Annotated in this window: 16 protein-coding genes; 3 read left to right on the forward strand and 13 right to left on the reverse strand. The window is 52.7% G+C overall.

Annotated elements, in window-relative coordinates:
* Positions 1-39: 39 nt before the first annotated feature.
* From WC370_04810 to WC370_04855, 10 genes are all read right to left on the reverse strand, one after another.
* Positions 40-1,344 carry an ABC transporter permease subunit gene (locus WC370_04810; GenBank protein ID MFA5308792.1) on the reverse strand — a complete coding sequence of 435 codons (1,305 nt, stop codon included), beginning with the start codon at positions 1,342-1,344 and terminating at the stop codon, positions 40-42.
* Between the two features lie 47 nt (positions 1,345-1,391).
* Entirely contained in the window at positions 1,392-2,333 is a 942-nt protein-coding gene (locus WC370_04815) for an ABC transporter permease subunit (protein MFA5308793.1), read from the reverse strand.
* A gap of 6 nt (positions 2,334-2,339) precedes the next feature.
* Complete coding sequence (locus tag WC370_04820; protein MFA5308794.1) at positions 2,340-3,119, reverse strand: cohesin domain-containing protein; 780 nt, start codon at positions 3,117-3,119, stop codon at positions 2,340-2,342.
* 42 nt (positions 3,120-3,161) lie between these two features.
* Positions 3,162-3,764 (reverse strand): hypothetical protein, encoded by a 603-nt coding sequence (locus tag WC370_04825; GenBank protein MFA5308795.1) that lies wholly within the window; start codon positions 3,762-3,764, stop codon positions 3,162-3,164.
* Positions 3,751-5,478 (reverse strand): CARDB domain-containing protein, encoded by a 1,728-nt coding sequence (locus WC370_04830; protein ID MFA5308796.1) that lies wholly within the window; start codon positions 5,476-5,478, stop codon positions 3,751-3,753. Before WC370_04830 ends, WC370_04825 begins: the two co-directional genes overlap by 14 nt.
* A 16-nt stretch (positions 5,479-5,494) precedes the next feature.
* Positions 5,495-6,556: a hypothetical protein gene (locus WC370_04835; protein MFA5308797.1), complete on the reverse strand. Its 1,062-nt coding sequence runs from the start codon at positions 6,554-6,556 to the stop codon at positions 5,495-5,497.
* 192 nt (positions 6,557-6,748) lie between these two features.
* Positions 6,749-9,235: a CARDB domain-containing protein gene (locus tag WC370_04840; protein ID MFA5308798.1), complete on the reverse strand. Its 2,487-nt coding sequence runs from the start codon at positions 9,233-9,235 to the stop codon at positions 6,749-6,751.
* A gap of 60 nt (positions 9,236-9,295) precedes the next feature.
* A complete protein-coding gene (locus tag WC370_04845; GenBank protein ID MFA5308799.1) occupies positions 9,296-10,480 on the reverse strand; it encodes a substrate-binding domain-containing protein in 1,185 nt (394 codons plus the stop codon).
* A gap of 320 nt (positions 10,481-10,800) precedes the next feature.
* On the reverse strand, positions 10,801-11,601 hold the full coding sequence (locus tag WC370_04850; GenBank protein ID MFA5308800.1) for a phosphate ABC transporter substrate-binding protein: 801 nt from the start codon (positions 11,599-11,601) through the stop codon (positions 10,801-10,803).
* A gap of 104 nt (positions 11,602-11,705) precedes the next feature.
* Positions 11,706-11,945, reverse strand: coding sequence for a hypothetical protein (locus WC370_04855; protein MFA5308801.1), 240 nt, complete (start codon positions 11,943-11,945; stop codon positions 11,706-11,708).
* 305 nt (positions 11,946-12,250) lie between these two features.
* Between WC370_04855 and WC370_04860 the strand changes: the two genes are divergently transcribed.
* Positions 12,251-12,463: a hypothetical protein gene (locus WC370_04860; protein MFA5308802.1), complete on the forward strand. Its 213-nt coding sequence runs from the start codon at positions 12,251-12,253 to the stop codon at positions 12,461-12,463.
* 154 nt (positions 12,464-12,617) lie between these two features.
* On the opposite strand, the gene WC370_04865 is transcribed toward WC370_04860, so the two are convergent.
* Positions 12,618-13,220, reverse strand: a complete 603-nt coding sequence (locus tag WC370_04865; GenBank protein MFA5308803.1) for a sulfite oxidase-like oxidoreductase — start codon at positions 13,218-13,220, stop codon at positions 12,618-12,620.
* A 182-nt stretch (positions 13,221-13,402) separates the two neighbouring features.
* On the opposite strand from WC370_04865, the gene nusB reads away from it, so the two are divergent.
* On the forward strand, positions 13,403-13,813 hold the full coding sequence (gene nusB, locus WC370_04870) for a transcription antitermination factor NusB (GenBank protein MFA5308804.1): 411 nt from the start codon (positions 13,403-13,405) through the stop codon (positions 13,811-13,813).
* A 24-nt stretch (positions 13,814-13,837) separates the two neighbouring features.
* The gene (acpP, locus tag WC370_04875; GenBank protein MFA5308805.1) at positions 13,838-14,092 is read left to right on the forward strand and encodes an acyl carrier protein; all 255 of its coding nucleotides are present in this window, start codon (positions 13,838-13,840) and stop codon (positions 14,090-14,092) included.
* 55 nt (positions 14,093-14,147) lie between these two features.
* On the opposite strand, the gene purQ is transcribed toward acpP, so the two are convergent.
* Positions 14,148-14,918, reverse strand: coding sequence for a phosphoribosylformylglycinamidine synthase I (gene purQ / locus WC370_04880; GenBank protein MFA5308806.1), 771 nt, complete (start codon positions 14,916-14,918; stop codon positions 14,148-14,150).
* A 116-nt stretch (positions 14,919-15,034) separates the two neighbouring features.
* Positions 15,035-15,556 carry an NYN domain-containing protein gene (locus WC370_04885; protein ID MFA5308807.1) on the reverse strand — a complete coding sequence of 174 codons (522 nt, stop codon included), beginning with the start codon at positions 15,554-15,556 and terminating at the stop codon, positions 15,035-15,037.

Here is a 15,556-nt window from a genome sequence, read left to right on the forward strand (position 1 = left end):
TTTTACTCTTATAGCTTCATCAGGGCATCCGCCATCACGCTACGCCTGATACCTTTTGGAGTAAGCGCGTTTAAGTATCAGCGAAGCCACGCCGAAGCTGAGGGTAATGATTATCAGCAACAAAGCCGCTGAATATTCGTAGCCCACCATCGTATCACGGAAAGACTTGGGCCCGCCGAAGTTTACATTGAAAATCAAATGGGAAAGTGATATTACTTCAGAAAAAGGCCCGACCCCCGCTTCCCCGGTTGTAGCCATGAAGATCAATATAGATACGCTTCCGGCAGCCTCAGCGCATCCCAGCAGCCATCCCGTAATGATGTTGGGCATACTCCACGGTAATAAGATATGAGTAAAAGTGTATCCCTGGGAAGCTCCCATCGCCAGCGAGCCTTCCTTCAGATGCAGCGGCACGGAGCGCAGGCCTTCTTCCGTGGCGCTGGCTATTAGCGGGATGACCAGCATGGATAGAAATATGGCCGAAAGGATAAACGACCCGTGGGCGATATGCTCGTAGCCGTTGGCATCCCGGTAATAGCCGGTAATAAATTTGGCGAGGGGGAAATCGTAATTATTCTCGGCCACTCTCACCAGGCTGTAAGCCGTGATGCCCAGAATAAAAACAGAAACACCGCGCAGCGCCGTGGTACAAAAGCGTATTATCCCGGCGCTTTTTCCGGCATACTCGCTGATAAAGGCGCCGGTCCCGATACCCACCGGGAGAGAAATTATGGACACCAGTATTATCAGCAATAATGTACCCAGGATATGGTTGCTCATCCCGACCTGCTTGCTGGCCTGGTCGTATGAGCTGGTGATAACCTGCCAATCAAGCTGCGGAACGCCTTCTATCATTAACCGGATTAACACCAGCAGATAACAAATGAGAACGATTAATACCGGGAAGACAATCACCGGGTATCTCGCTAAATCTTTCGCGCTTGGCGTCGCTCCCTTCAGAAAGAACAGCGCGTAGCTGAAAACAGGCAGCGCTGAAGCTAAAATAAAAACGGCGGAAACCACCGAACGATTTATGACGGCCTGACCGAGATTATAGTTTCCCACGCCCACCCCGCCCATGTTGAATGTCTCCGGTATCAGGCTGATGATAACGGGATATATCACCGCTAAACCCGTTAAGAACATCATCTTTTTTGATATAGTATTTCTGATAATCCGGCTGGTAAACATTAACAGCAGATTGGCTGACGCCAGGATTATCAGCAGCGGAATAGTGTACATATCAATTGTGTTTAGACTGATTGACAGGAAACCTATAACCAGGGCGGCTGAAGACACCAGCAAAACCATGCCGGGGATGATTTTATGCCATAACCCGTTCATTCCGTTTTTAAAATGCGGAGCCGTGGCGGTTGGGGATATTGTCGTGCTCACTTGATTGAAACCTTTTTAAGTCTTGAAGTTATTATCGTCAGCAGTATCATGATGCCGAAGGCTATTATCAGCAGAAAAAGCGCCGTAAGATAAGCGACCGCGCAGTCATAACCTTCACATGACCCGCGTACCTGGAAACCGCCCGCCAGGTTGGCGGCGCTGGATGTCAGGGTGGGTGTTGATTCCAGGATGTCCCATAACGGATTGGTCATGTCCGGCGCGGCCGCCGGTCTTTCATAGCCGATGGCGAAGGTGACGATAATCAGGTCGCCGATTGCTTTTAAAGACCCCAGGCTTATGGCGGAAATAATGCCCGCCATTGAATTAGGAAGAGTAATGTGCCATAAGGTATGCCACCGGGACATACCCAGGGCCAGGGAGCCTTCTTTAAGCTCACGGGGGACGTTCTTTATCGCGTCATCGATCAGCGGCGCCATAAATGGAATAATCATCAATGCCACCATGAGGCCGCCGAGGAGGGTGTTGTTATTGAGCGAGAACTTGGGCTTCATAATCAGCTCCACGAATACCACCATCAGCAGGGCGTACACTATCGGCGGTATTCCGGATAGCAGCGTGAGCGCGTTCCGTATGGAGCGGCTGACAACACCGAGGCGGAACTCGGATGATATTACGGCCAGCGCCAGGGAAGCCGGCAGGGCGATCCCCAGGGCAAGTATTACCACCATGACCGTGCCCCAGATAGCCGGCAGCATGCCGTAGACATGAGTGGAAGCGGTGAATTTTCCCACGAACTCCGTGGAGAATATTTCTCCTATCCCGATACCTTTGATGGCCGGCATACTCTGCCAAACCGTCAGGCTGATAACCGCCAGCAGCATCAGGACGGGTACCGCGGTCAGCAGAAAAGAGATGCCTTTGGGCCAGGACCTCATCCAGGGCCTGGTCTCGCCGAATATGGAGTTCAGGTGAGGCATGCCGTCCTAAGACCGCTTTCCTTTTCTTACCACGATAGCGATTACCACCCCGACCACCACCACGCCGGCCACTACGCCGATGACGATGCCGGTGGGGAATGAAGAGTCTTTTTCCGCCTGGCTATCAGTTCCCGGCTGGCTGGTTCCCGGCTGACTATCGGTAGCCCCGGACGCGGAACCCGCCGTGATTACGGCATCGCTTATGACCAGCTCCGGCGCTTTTACGCTATTATAGCCATCCAGATCATAGACGCTGGCGGTGATATCGACTGACCCCGTGCTGTCTTTAAGATTGCTCGTAGCTATGCTTATATCGGCCTGTCCGTTAGCTATTACTTCAAAAGAATAACGGGCTATAACGCCGCTCCCTTTTACCCCGCTGAAAGAGGCGATGCCGATGATATCCACATAACCTATATCATTGTATATACCGGACTCGATTGACGGCAGGTCCGGCATGCTGGGCCCGGTTATCATGCTGTCCGGGGGGAAAAGAGCGTCCGCCGGCATTTCCACGGCTTTACACTTTAGTATTTTAGAGCTGAAACTCAGGGCGAACTGTACGCCGGAGCAGTCATAGTCGCTGGGAAGCTGCAAATAGACATCGACATCGAATTTGTCTCCCTTGGAAACCTGTAAATCGGATTGAATGCCCGCGGCTGCTGTGTCCGTATCAACACTTAATTGAAATCCTGTTTCCGCCATTACCGGCTGGGAGAGCAGTCCCAAGCCCAGCAGGATTACACCCATAAGGCTGATTACTTTTATCTTTATTTTTCCTGGCATTTCTTTTTTCCTTTCTAACTTTTTTCCCCTGTTTGCTTACCGCTATCTCGCCTTTTTCCTGCAGGCCAGCAATAAATACATCACGATTCCCGCTCCGAATATCGACACCAGAATCAGCATCAGCGTAGACCAGGGAAATGCTTTTATTGCTGCCGCGAGCGCCGGCGGAGCCGCCACCGTATAGTAGACCTTGGTGGTGGCATCCAGGTCAAAAAACGCCCCCTGTACTCCGGTGACCCGGTGAGCGCTGATATATGCCAGATAAGTGCCCGGCTCGGTATCGGGCGGTAATTCCAGCGTCAGCTGTATGGATTGTTCTCCGCTGGGTTTCAGCAGGAACGGTTCTTGCGGATTAATGCGTAAATAATCGCCTGATTTGTATTTAGCGGCGTTTGTTTCCGATATTTCAGCGATGAAATAGCCGTCTACCTTTCCGGGATTCAGGACGATAATATTGGGTAACCTGTATATTTTGCCGCTTTCGAGCGGCTCATCGACACGCACTATGCCGGGCACGATGCCTACGCCCATTTCAGTCCCGCCCCTGGCCGGGAACGGGCTCATCTGTATACTTATAATCACCAGTAAAATGGCCGCGGCCGCCTGGATAAATTTGCCCGCTATGTTCTTCTTATGGGTTTTCATGGGTGGTCGCCTGCAAAGAAATACGTATATTGTGTGGATTGGGGTCTACCGAGTAGGTAGGCATGAAGATTTTTAGGTCGAAGGTTGCGGTCTGGTCCGGCTTCAGGGCCTGAATCAGCGGCTGATAATCACGCTTCAGGTTAATCCACGTGGTATTACTGTTCAGGCGCACCTGGTGAGAATACTGTTCATCGCCCGGCGTATCGGCGAGGTACCAGGTGATGCCGTTGTCCCTGGTAGCGTCGGAGCTTTTTATATCGATATCGATGGTAACTTCGCCGGTATTCTTGACCGTTTGCGTGTCCCACATATCCACGGTACTGCGGGAACCGCCGAATTCTATCGTGCCGTATTCTATTAACCCGTCATCGACGGAAAAACTGATGATAACGGCGGCGGCGACGGTGCAATTGATATTCACTTCAGCGGCCATATACGGGTCGCTGACGGAGCCGGTGTTATTATTTTCCAGGGCTTCCGTAACGGCATCTTCATAATCTACGTAGATTTCCACGATATCTGAATCGCCGGAAACCGTAAATACATAATTCTGGAAGTTGCCTTCCAGTTCAGCGCCGATACCGAGACTACTGACCGTCTCGGTAATCTGCGGAGAGCTCGAACCGTCCACAAAAGCGCCCACTTTAAAGGCAGGCGCTTCAAGACTGCCCTGGTTCTTGACCGTGTAATTTATCCGGTAGGCCAGCTGGCCTTCATCCAGTTCCTTGGCTTCAAAATCGGTCAAAACCAGGTCGGCCATCTGGGGCCATATATAGACGGCCGTGTTATTGTTTTCCGATGACTCTTCCACGATGCCCGTGCCGTCACACTTCAAGGTTATCGCGTCCACGGTATCTGATAGCGTCACCTCCAGGCCGTTGAAATTCCCCTGGTAGGAATCGCCGGCTGCCAGCACAGGTACCGTCTCGGTGGCCAGCGCCTGGGTCTGGTTATCGATAAATAATTGGGCCTGTGATGCCGCCGCATCGGCATCGCCCTGGTTGGTGATGGTGTAATCAATTGAGTACAGACCCGTTTCCTGGTCCAGCCAGGCAGCCGCCAGGTGGGTAATGGCCAGGTCCGGCATCGGCTCGCCGGTGCCTACCGTCACGGTCCCGTTTTGAATGGTCATTTGCGATTCCGGGGGCAGGGGCGGCGGCGGCGACTGCAATAGCGCATCGGAACCATCCTGATTGGATATGCTGCTGCCGACGATATTGATATCCGTGGTACCGTTGGTGATGGCTTTGAACGTATAACGCGCCATCACACCGCTGCCGTGAGCGGTAGTGGTAAAGGAACTGGGGCCGGTATTATTCGTCTGGCCGGGTGTGCTTACGTCAAAAGCTACAAAAACCTGGAATGAGGGGGCGGGATAAAGGTAGAAGCTATCGCTCCCCACGTTCACGGCCTGGCATTGGATTATGCTTGGGTCCCAGGTTAGCTGGGCGCAGGCGCCGCATGACTCATAGCCGCCGGCCAGTTTTATCCAGAGGTCCACATTAAAAGTGGTCCCGGCGGTGATAATAGTACTGGATTGGATATCGCCATCGCCGGAGGCGACGCAATCGATACTGATACTGGGAGCCGGAGGGGCGGCATCGGCCAAAACAGGCTCCGCTTTACGGCTGACGCCCAGTCCCAGGCTTAAAACCGTTACCAGTATCAGGCCTATTTGAAAAACAAGTCTTATTTGCGTCCTGGTCAATAACATACTCTACTCCGATTGTTTATCTTCCCCGCCTACGGGAAACGATTATAAATATTGTCATGCCCACGGTTACTACGGAGGCGAAGACCGCTATCATGGTATACCACGGGAAAGCCAAGACCTTTTCCTGTTCCATGTCGCCCAGCACTGCGGTGTTGCCGTAATCACGGAGCAGCCTTTCCTGCTCATCCGGCGGCAGGGTTGGCGTTGCCTCTTCTTTTAAAGGCTCCAGCACTTCAAATTCAGCTTCCCGGCTGTCTATAAGCTCATCTACCGTATTTCCGCTAGCATCGGCGGCGGGATGGTATACGCTGGATTTCATCCTGTATTTCCCGGCCGGCAGTCCTTCCTGTAATGTCTGGGTAAAGCGGAAGGAGAACTCGGGAACGATTGAACTCGTGGTGAGTGAAGTATTGCTGGAGATTACCATTTCCCCGCTGGAATTACGTATCTCTAACGCGTTATAAGCTTTATAATGATGGTTTCCCGTGTTTTTTACGATTGTCTGAATCGGTATAGGCTCACCGGATGGCACGGTTTCCGCCATCAGGTCGGTTATCTCGCCTTGATGTGTGAGCCCGGCGTTTACCGGCGTTAAGATAACCGGGACCTTTATTCCCTGAGCGAAATCCATGCTTTCCATGGAGCTTTCCGGGTAAGCCAGGACGTAAATAAGGGCATACAACGTGCCGTCTTCATTAAAATCATCCGGTATTTTTATGGTGAATTTGGCCTCTTGTTCCTCGCCGCCCTTCAGGGTGAAAGAGGCGTTTTCTATGTTGCTTATATAAGGAAGGGCGGTAAAGGGGGAAATATCGTGGATTTCGTCCAGTACTTCGTAGATGCCGTCCAGGTTTTGCCCGAAACCGGCTGATAAGATATTGACTATCAGCGCCGGGTCATTGGCCTTACTTGAAACGAATATCTCGTGGGTGTATGACTGCCCGGCCTGGACATCGATATCACAGATGCCGTTGCGGACACGCAGCGACGGGCCATCCGCCTGGACCGGAATGACGCCCAGGAGCTGTAGCCCCAAGCCCAGTAATAATACGATAATTGGCGATATTATTTTCTTCATCAATACTGATTATACCGGTATGTTGTTAAGGTTCTATCAATACGCCGTTAAAACGTAGTTAAGAGTTTTTAAAATATTTGTTAGGTATATAGTAAGGTGTCCCGGGGTGATACAGGATTTTCTCCCCAAAAAAGAAGGAGGGATGGACTGAAATAGTCCACCCCCCCCCGCGTTATACGGAATTGCCGGTGTTTAGAAAACTACCCCGGCGTTGAAGGTTACGCATATGTAGTAAACGTTACCGTTGGTTAGCATGGCGTCAGCCCACTCCACTTCCTGGCTGAAAGTAATCTGGAAATTTTCGCCCAGATTGCCGTTTTGCCCGTCAGTGTCGCCTTCGCAAATCATCCCCGGCCCCGCCAGTATCACGGTGAAACTGCCGCACTTGATGATCATGGCATGGTTCAATTTTTCCGGGTTATCAGCGAAAGTGCTGCCGTTCCATTCGGTCATAAAGCCGTTGGAAATGGAATCTGCATCGCTGACATCTACCTGCCAGGGAACGTTGCTCTTGATGTTCAGTGTGCCGCTAGCCGTGTTGATGCCGATGGTAAGGTGCCAGGAATCGATATCACTCGGACTGGTAAGCTCGATATCGGCCATGACATTACCGTTGATATCCGTCGTGTCGGAATCGCTTTCATAGGATATCAGGTTGGTTTTGATGTTGTTGCCCTCATTGGACTCAACAACCAGGCCGGTGCTGTCCGCGGTGATGGTGATGATATCGTAAATACCCACCAGGTTGAAAGGCCCGACGGCGGTATAGGTCTTCTTCTGTCCGGCCGCCAGGCCGCCGGTTACCGTCACGTTTTTGGTCTGGGCGGGGTCGCCATTGCTCACGGAAACGATGAATTCCGGGGCGGCCAGGTCGCCGATGTTTTCCACCGTGAAATTAACCCGGTAAGAAACTCCATCGGATATCCAGGTCTCCGCCTTGTAGTTGACGACGATGTCAGGAAGACCGAACAGGTCGGTGGCGGTGTTGTTGTTTTCGTTCGACTCCGTGATATCCATGATGTAGTCGGCGATGACGGTTATTTCATCGGAGCCGTCGGATAGGGTGAAGGGGCCCTTGGTGATATTGGCGCTCGCGCCGCCCACCAGGTTGTTGGGGAACTGGGCGAGAGTAATGAAAGCGCCGTCAATCAGGATACCGCACTGGTTGGCTTCGTGCGCGGTAGCCGTGCCGCCGCCGATGTTCTTCACGGTGAAAGAGATGTTGTAGGTCCCGCTACCCTGGTCTACCCACGTTTCATTAAGGTTTTCGATGGTCAGGTCAGGCAGGGTGGAGGCGGTGATGTTTACGCTGTCGTTATAAACATTCAGGTCAGGTTCGGTAATGGGATTGCCCACATCATCGGAGAGGCTGGGGGTGATGAGGCTGATGGCGGCAACGCCGGCGGCCTTCGCTTTGAACTCGTATCTCATGAAGACCTTATTGGTGGAGCTGTCGCCGGGCAGGTAAAGCAGACCGGTGATAGCTACCTGGCCGGTAGTGTTATTGATGCCGCCGTTGGCAATGGTCGGAAGCTCCGCCAGGGGGCCTACCACGAGGGACGGAGGGACCGGATATTTGTAAGGAGCCCCGCTCCCCACGGTTACGGATTTGCATTCCAGTTTATTCTGGTCAAAAGAGAGCGCCGCCGCGGCGCCGGAAGAAACGAAGCCGCTGGGTACGGTCACCTCGACATCTACGTTGAAGGTAGAGTAAAGGTCGGCGTTGGTCGGGGCGTTGACCGTCATGGCATAAGCGGCGAAGATGCTGGTCATGGTGTTGTTGGTCTCGTTTTCTTCGGTGATGTCTTCATTACTATCCGCGAAGACGATGATAGTGTCCGTGCCGCCGGTCATGGTAATGGGCCCGACGGTCTGTACGGGAGTGCTGGCGCCAGCCGCCAGGTTGCCCAGGGTTACGGAGCCGGCAGCCGGGGTGATGTCCGGGTCGCTGTCCGGGTAAACGCCGGTTATCCAGCTGCTGGTGATATCGGCCGCGCCCTGGTTCTTGACGACGAACTTGACCTGGTAGGTGCCCGCATCCGGGTTTATCCATTCCGCGTACTGCTGGGTGACGATCAGGTCCGGTCTAGGCTGGGCCACGGTGATGGAACCGCCCTGCACGTTCAGGCCGGATCCCTGGAGAATAGGAGATTCGCCACTAGGGTCCGACACGCTGGCGCCGACGATGTTGATGTTGGTGCTGCCCGCGCCGATGGCATGGAAGGTGTACCGGGCCATCACGCCGCTGCCCTGGGCGGTGGCGGAAGAGGAGCTGGGGCCGGTATTATTCGTTTGCCCCGGGGTGGTCAGGTTGAAGGCAACGGCTAAGGAGAATGGCGGAGACGGGAAAAGATAGGGGGCGGCGCTGCCTATAGTCGCTGCCGTGCACTCCAGCACAGCCGGGTCCCAGGTGAGCTGGGCGGCCGCGCCGGCGGACTCAAAGCCGCTTTCAAGTGATACCCATGCGTCTACATCAAAAGACTCACCGATAGCTACCGTTCTGGTCTGCTGTATGTTTCCATCGCCTGAGACGGTGCAATCAATGCTCATGCTCGGCGCCGCTGGCGGTGCGTCAGCGTAGGCGGCGGCGGCGGGGAGCAAAAATGCAGTGAGAGTCACTATCCCGGCGGCAGCTAAACTGATAGCTTTTGCCCTTATTTTTTTAAGAGAGCTATTCAATTTGTTCCCTCCATTATTTTTTCTTGTTCTGGTTGTCAGTTTGATAAGCCCAAATTATTTTTACTGGGGGGCGATCCACGAGCGCCCGAGTCTCTTGCCGACGACGACGACATCACCGATATCCACGGCGCCGTTGCCGTTAGCGTCCTTGTGATTGGTGGGATACCAGCCGGACTGCCCGAGCGCGCGTCCGACGACGACGACGTCACCGATGTCGCAAGCCCTGTTATTGTTCTGGTCCCAGTACAGGGTCTGGGTTACGGCGGTTATGGCATCGTTGGTGGGTAGTTTGACATACCCCTCGTCAACAACGATAGCCTGGCCCTCGGAGCTAAGTATCCAGTTGACGTAATCAAGGGCTTCAAGCTTGTAGGTGTTGCCGCCGGTCCTGTCAAAATCCGGGTGCCGGGTGTATAAGTAAAGGAGACGTGACAGCGGGTAGGTGCCGTTACCCACGGTGGTCTGGCTGCACTGTATGGGAGTGCCGCTGCTGTTCTGGACGGGAATAGTGGTAATTCCGGGAGTAGTGAGGAAACCGAGACCGCAGTAACCTATCTGCGATTCCTCGTGCGTGGGCGCCGGTGATTCTACCATGCCGGCGATGGCGCTCGCCATGGTGTCATTGCTTTCCAGCCTGTTAAGGCCGGTAGCATCCACCGCTAGCTCTTCTCCCGCTTCGGTGGCGGAGCCTATCAGGCTCAGGAATGAAGACCGGGTGCCGGAATCTGTAATCCTGGCGCGCGGGATGATGGGATATAGAGACCCGTGAGTACCGGTATACCCTGAAAGGCTGTCCCAGTATACTATATCGTTGCCCTGGTAGATATTGTAAAGTTCCACCTTGGTAATGGAAGTGACGCTGCCGTGGATATAAGCGGAAAGTCCGTCGTTTACGATGACGGCGATTCCGTCCCAGGCTATCTTGGTTTCAAAGACCTTGTTGATATCGTAGCTTGATTCCAGTACTTTGGAACGCATGGCGATATCGCACTGGGCGGGTTCGGTGAAGAGGGCTACGGAGCCCTGGCCGGAACCGCCGCCCTGGTATTGCAGGTCGATGTTGGGGAAGTCGGACTCGAATTGAATTTCGCTGCCGTTTACAATGGGATAAACGGTGGTGGAACCTTTTAGTAGTATACCGACCGGGGCGGCCAGCGCCGGGATAGAGGTTACGAGGATGACACCGAGCATCAAGAGGACGCCCAACAGTGCCAATAAAGACTTCTTGCCTTTCAATTTAATCAATTTTCTCCTCCATATTGTTTTATCGGATATTCTCTTTGCTGAAAAATAACATTAGCAACTCCGCTGAACTATCACCCCCTTTACATAATCACGCTCCAGTATTTTCTTCCCCTCTTGAGCATAAATAATTGTTGTTAGGGCATCATCTAGACGCCGTGAAAATTGTGTAAAGAATGGGTTAATTTTTAGTTAATATTCCGGGTTAATGAATACTTGAGTCTGGTTATTTGGCGTTGACCAAAAGCGTGATATTCTAGATAAAAAAACGCCCCGGTCTTTTTACTGACGGGGCGCTGGATATGCCGGGTGAACGGGCTGTTTTAGCCTAACCTGAAATAGCCTTCCCTTTCCGCGATGGCCTGCCCTTCCGGCCCCTGGCAAAAGTCCAGGAAATCACGGACACAAGACTTGACATTACCGCGGGTCAGTAATAAAAGCCTTCTGGTTATGGGATAGGTGCCGTCCTGGAGGGTTTCCAGTGAAGGCTTTATGCCGTTCAGCGTCAGCACTTTGACCGAATCATCCGCGTAAGCCAGGGATACATAGCCTATCGCCCGCAGGTCTTCAGCGATAACGGTACGCAACGCGCCGTTGCTGGCCTGCAGGATGGCGGTATCCGCGAAATAGGTGCCCGGCAAGACCGTCTCCAGGAAAGTCTGCTGCGTGCCGGAGCCTTCCTCGCGGGAGACCACGGTAATCTTACCGGACATGCCGCTGACTTCACTCCAGTCCGTAATTACCCCGGAGAATATATCCCGCAGCTGCTCCATGGTCAGTCCCGTTATCTGGTTTCCCGGGTTGACGATAACGGCGATGGAGTCTATGGCGATAGGGTACTGCTTGACCGGCTTGGCCTCGCTTTCCGTCAACTCCCGTGAGGAGGCCCCTATGTCCACGATGCCGTTGCATACCGAAGAAATACCGCTGCTGGAACCGCCCCCGGCGACAGTGATTTTTACGTCCGGGTGCAGTCCCATGTATTCTTCTGCCATCACTTCCATCAGCGGCTGGACCGTCGTCGACCCGCTCTCATGTATTGTTGTTTCCCCGCTGCTGCATCCGGGCGCCGCCAGCATCAGGCAAATAATGACGATGGCGACTATCGACTTTAGATTTTTCATTGGCAGTCCCCTTTTTGGCTATTAATACACATTAACCGGTGATGCGCTTGACGCTTCTCTGGTTTATAGCGTGCCGTTTCCCGGACCATAAAGCCACGCCGTTTTCAGCCGTTATCCGGTGTATCGCCCAATTTCCAGATACAATTCCAGATACGCTGATGCTCATTGATATAAGCAAGCGGGATATTGCTGATTTGTGTCACCTTCAAGGCATAGGCGCAGCTGCGGGCGATATCACAGAGTTTTTCGCCCTCTTTCTTCGGGCCTTCCACGGACAAAGTAGAGCCGATTTTCCTTATAACCCAGGTGCGGCCAGCCTCGTCCTTAAATACTTTTACTCTCATTCGCGGATATATTTACACCATTTTCTTATCTAAGCATAAGGCCGGGAGTTTAAGGATGGGTCAGGGTTTTGTTATAAGATTATTATATTTTTTTAAATATTTGGTTAAAGCACGGCGGGCGGTAAAAATCCCTTGCCGGATGTCTCCCCTCCCCGCGCTGGACATAAGCCTGAAGAATCAACCGGTTTGTTAGCTAATTGTTACTTTTGCGCCCCCCTTGTTTACTAATTTGTTACGTAGTCTGAATACAATTAGGTTATGGGTTGAACAACTAGAGCAATTTGTAGCTGTGAGGTCCTGAGAATATGAGCATCAGAGTTTACTTTCTGGCGTTATCAGCCCTGGGTATGTCGGCTTTCCTGCTGCTGCATTTCGGTTTGATACTGATTTACGGACAATTCTTGATATTTGAATCTAACCTGCCGGTACTGATACTGGAAATAGGTTTAACCGCGGCTATCATGATATTTGGATTTTACTGCGTGATTTCTGAGCTGAAAAAAGGCCGGAATATATAAATATATAATAGGTAACAACCGCGGTATTCAGCCGGTTGCATGGCCGCCTCCCGGCGTTAACGGCGCCAGGCATGATTGACCGGCGGTAAAAGATGTTTTCCGCGCCTTTCCCCCCCGCCCCTTTTCAGGTACGGGCCAGGTTTTGCGCTTTGAGTTACCGCCCCCCGTAACGCTCTTCCGTCCAGGGGTCGCCGTGCATGTGGTAACCGGCTTTTTCCCAGAATCCCGGCTCGTTCTTGGCCTGGAACTTGAGGCCGGTAAGCCACTTGGCGCTTTTCCAGAAGTACAGCCGCGGCACCACCAGGCGCACCGGGCCGCCGTGCTCGTCGGAAACCGGCTGGCCGTCATGCTTGAGGGCGAAGAGCGCGTCATCCGCAAAAAAGTCGGACAGCGGCAGGTTGGTGGTAAAGCCACCCTCCCCCTGCACCATGACGTATTTGGCGTCCGGCTTTATCGCCACCAGGTCTTTAATAGCGGAGGTGGCTACCCCTTCCCAGGTGTTGTTATAGCGCGACCAGGTGGTAACGCAGTGGATATCGGAAAAGACTTCAACGCGCGGCAGGGCGGCGAGCTCGCTGTAGGTGACGGCGCGCTCCCGCGCCACCAGCCCGGTGATTTTAAGCGTCCAGTCCTCCGGTTTGATATGATACACCTTGCCGTAGTGCAGCACCGGCCATTTTTCCGTGAGGCGCTGCCCCGGGGGGAGGCGGTTTTCCCTTAAGGTATCCGGGCTGATAATTTTAATAATATCGCTCATAATTTAATGATAGCACTCCTTCACATAAAGTAAATCCACCCGGCATGAAGTTTTTATGACACTTTGAGGCTGACAGGAGAGGATTTTATTTAAGGCGGGGAAAAGAAGAGGGGGGTAAGGGGAGGCTTTTTTATAGCTTGGCGGCGTTATGCTATAATACATACTCAGGACGTTAATAAAACATGGCAGGAACAAGACACAAGGCCAGGACGCTCGCCCTACAGGCGCTATACGAGGTGGACGCCGTAGCCCGCCCGCCGGAAGCGGTAACGGAACGCCTCATCGCCGACACCACGCTATCCGCGGAAAACGCGGACTTCGTCCGGGAGCTGGTAAACGGTGCCGTAAGCAACCGGGAAGAGATAGACGGCAATATCCGCAAGTTCGCCCCGGCCTGGCCGCTGGAGCAGATGGCCGTCATTGACAGGAACGTCCTCAGACTTGCAATCTTTGAAATATTATATAATAATAAAGTACCGGTCAAAGTAGTGGTAAATGAAGCGGTTGAGCTGGCCAAGACCTTTGGCAGTGAAAATTCGGCCAAGTTCATCAATGGTGTTCTGGGGTCGGTTAGCGCCCTCACCAGCCGCTAGCAAGCTCAAAAAAAGGGGGGAAATGTGGCAAGTGTCTTTGAAAAAATAAAGGCGATGGTAGTGGAGCAGCTCGGTGTCGATGAAAAGGACGTCGTGCCCACAGCCAGCTTTGTTGAAGATTTAGGCGCCGATTCTCTGGACCTGGTGGAACTGATTATGTCCCTGGAAGAAGCCTTCAGCACTCCGGAAAAGAAAGTGGAAATACCGGATGAAGCCGCGGAAAAAATCATCACGATCCAGGACGCCATCGACTACATCAAGGAACAGGGAGTAGAGTAAAACCCGACTGTCACGGCGAGTCCAGCGACGCGCCGTTTTTTTATACCAGTAAAGTTTAAATCCCCCTGGCCCAGGCCACGGCGTTGGTGAATATCTGCAAGCCGTAAAGGTCCGGCCGCTCTTTCTCCCGCGTCCAGCGGGGGTGCTGCGTCCAGCGGATAAAGTCCTCCGGGTGGGGCATCAAGCCGAAAATGCGGCCCGTGGCATCACAGATACCGGCGATGTCACTGACCGAGCCGTTGGGGTTGGCGGGATAGCCGGGGGCCAGCTCTCCCTTTTCATTAACGTACTGCACCACGATATTGAGCTTTTCCAGCACGCCCGGCGCCGCCGCCAGCTTACCCTCCCCGTGAGCGATGGGCACGTACATACTCTTTATCCCCCTGGTAAAAACGCAGGGGCTTTTCTTGTTCACCTTGAGATAGACCCAGCGGCACTCGAACTTGCCGGAATCGTTATTGGTAAGCGTTACCGGCTGGGGGCCCTGCCCCTCGATGCCGGGGAGGATGCCGGTCTTCACCAGCACCTGGAAGCCGTTGCAAATGCCCAGCAGCAGCCGCCCGTCCGCGACGAATTTCTTAATGTCCTCCCCCAGGCGCAGCCGTATCTCGTTAGCCATAATGCGCCCGGCGGAGATATCATCGCCGTAGGTAAAGCCGCCGGGAATGACGGCGATGTGGTAATCAGACAGGGATTTTTCTTTGCGGAAAAGCTCGGTGACCAGCGCCGCGTCCACTGATGCGCCGACCATCTCTAAAGCGATCCGGGTATCCACATCACGGTTGGTACCGGGCGCCCGCAGCATTAAGACTTTAACTGTATTCATATTAGTTCCTCACCGTATCGAGTTACTACTCAGCCGATGCCTGCCTTAGCATCAAATACTTGACATATTAGTGATATTTTAGTATAATAATTAATGAATTTCGATGGAAGGGTACGTCATAAGGTTCCGTCCTTATGAAGTCCCCTTTCTTTTTTATATTCCAGATTACTCCGGCAATTATCAATAAAATATACTCTTTCTCTGCCAGCCTTTCTTAACAATTTTGAGCACAAAGCCAGGCGCGGGGCTAACACGCATCCCAGCTTTCCTTCTTCACGCAAGTAGTTGACCAGACAATAAAAATCGCCATCACTGCTCACGATTATCGCTTTTTCGTAGTTGTTAAAGTCTATCATCGCCTGTAATACCAACTCGGCGTCACAATTGCCTTTAACTCTTCCATCCGGTGTTTGCAGGATAGGTTTGAAAATCAGGATAAATCCCGCGGACTGTAAAAAAGTATAAAGCGCCGTGTTTTCCGGTATGTATCCAAAAAAGTAATAGGCCTTACCAACTCCATAATGTTCACTCAGGTAGATTCTGAAACGGCGGTAGTCCAAATCCCAGCCAATCCTTTTCATGGTCTGGTGAATATTGGTGCCGTCAATAAACGCGTAGTTAACCTGCGGCTTTTTCAA

The organism is Dehalococcoidales bacterium, assembly GCA_041652735.1.
Lineage (GTDB): Bacteria > Chloroflexota > Dehalococcoidia > Dehalococcoidales > RBG-16-60-22 > RBG-13-51-18.

Excerpts from the sequence above, each read along its gene's own strand:
- WC370_04810 (MFA5308792.1), bottom strand. The coding sequence starts at position 1,344 with ATGAACGGGTTATGGCATAAAATCATCCCCGGCATGGTTTTGCTGGTG.
- WC370_04815 (MFA5308793.1), bottom strand. The coding sequence starts at position 2,333 with ATGCCTCACCTGAACTCCATATTCGGCGAGACCAGGCCCTGGATGAGG.
- WC370_04820 (MFA5308794.1), bottom strand. The coding sequence starts at position 3,119 with ATGCCAGGAAAAATAAAGATAAAAGTAATCAGCCTTATGGGTGTAATC.
- WC370_04825 (MFA5308795.1), bottom strand. The coding sequence starts at position 3,764 with ATGAAAACCCATAAGAAGAACATAGCGGGCAAATTTATCCAGGCGGCC.
- WC370_04830 (MFA5308796.1), bottom strand. The coding sequence starts at position 5,478 with ATGTTATTGACCAGGACGCAAATAAGACTTGTTTTTCAAATAGGCCTG.
- WC370_04835 (MFA5308797.1), bottom strand. The coding sequence starts at position 6,556 with ATGAAGAAAATAATATCGCCAATTATCGTATTATTACTGGGCTTGGGG.
- WC370_04850 (MFA5308800.1), bottom strand. The coding sequence starts at position 11,601 with ATGAAAAATCTAAAGTCGATAGTCGCCATCGTCATTATTTGCCTGATG.
- WC370_04855 (MFA5308801.1), bottom strand. The coding sequence starts at position 11,945 with ATGAGAGTAAAAGTATTTAAGGACGAGGCTGGCCGCACCTGGGTTATA.
- WC370_04860 (MFA5308802.1), top strand. The coding sequence starts at position 12,251 with ATGAGCATCAGAGTTTACTTTCTGGCGTTATCAGCCCTGGGTATGTCG.
- WC370_04865 (MFA5308803.1), bottom strand. The coding sequence starts at position 13,220 with ATGAGCGATATTATTAAAATTATCAGCCCGGATACCTTAAGGGAAAAC.
- nusB (MFA5308804.1), top strand. The coding sequence starts at position 13,403 with ATGGCAGGAACAAGACACAAGGCCAGGACGCTCGCCCTACAGGCGCTA.
- purQ (MFA5308806.1), bottom strand. The coding sequence starts at position 14,918 with ATGAATACAGTTAAAGTCTTAATGCTGCGGGCGCCCGGTACCAACCGT.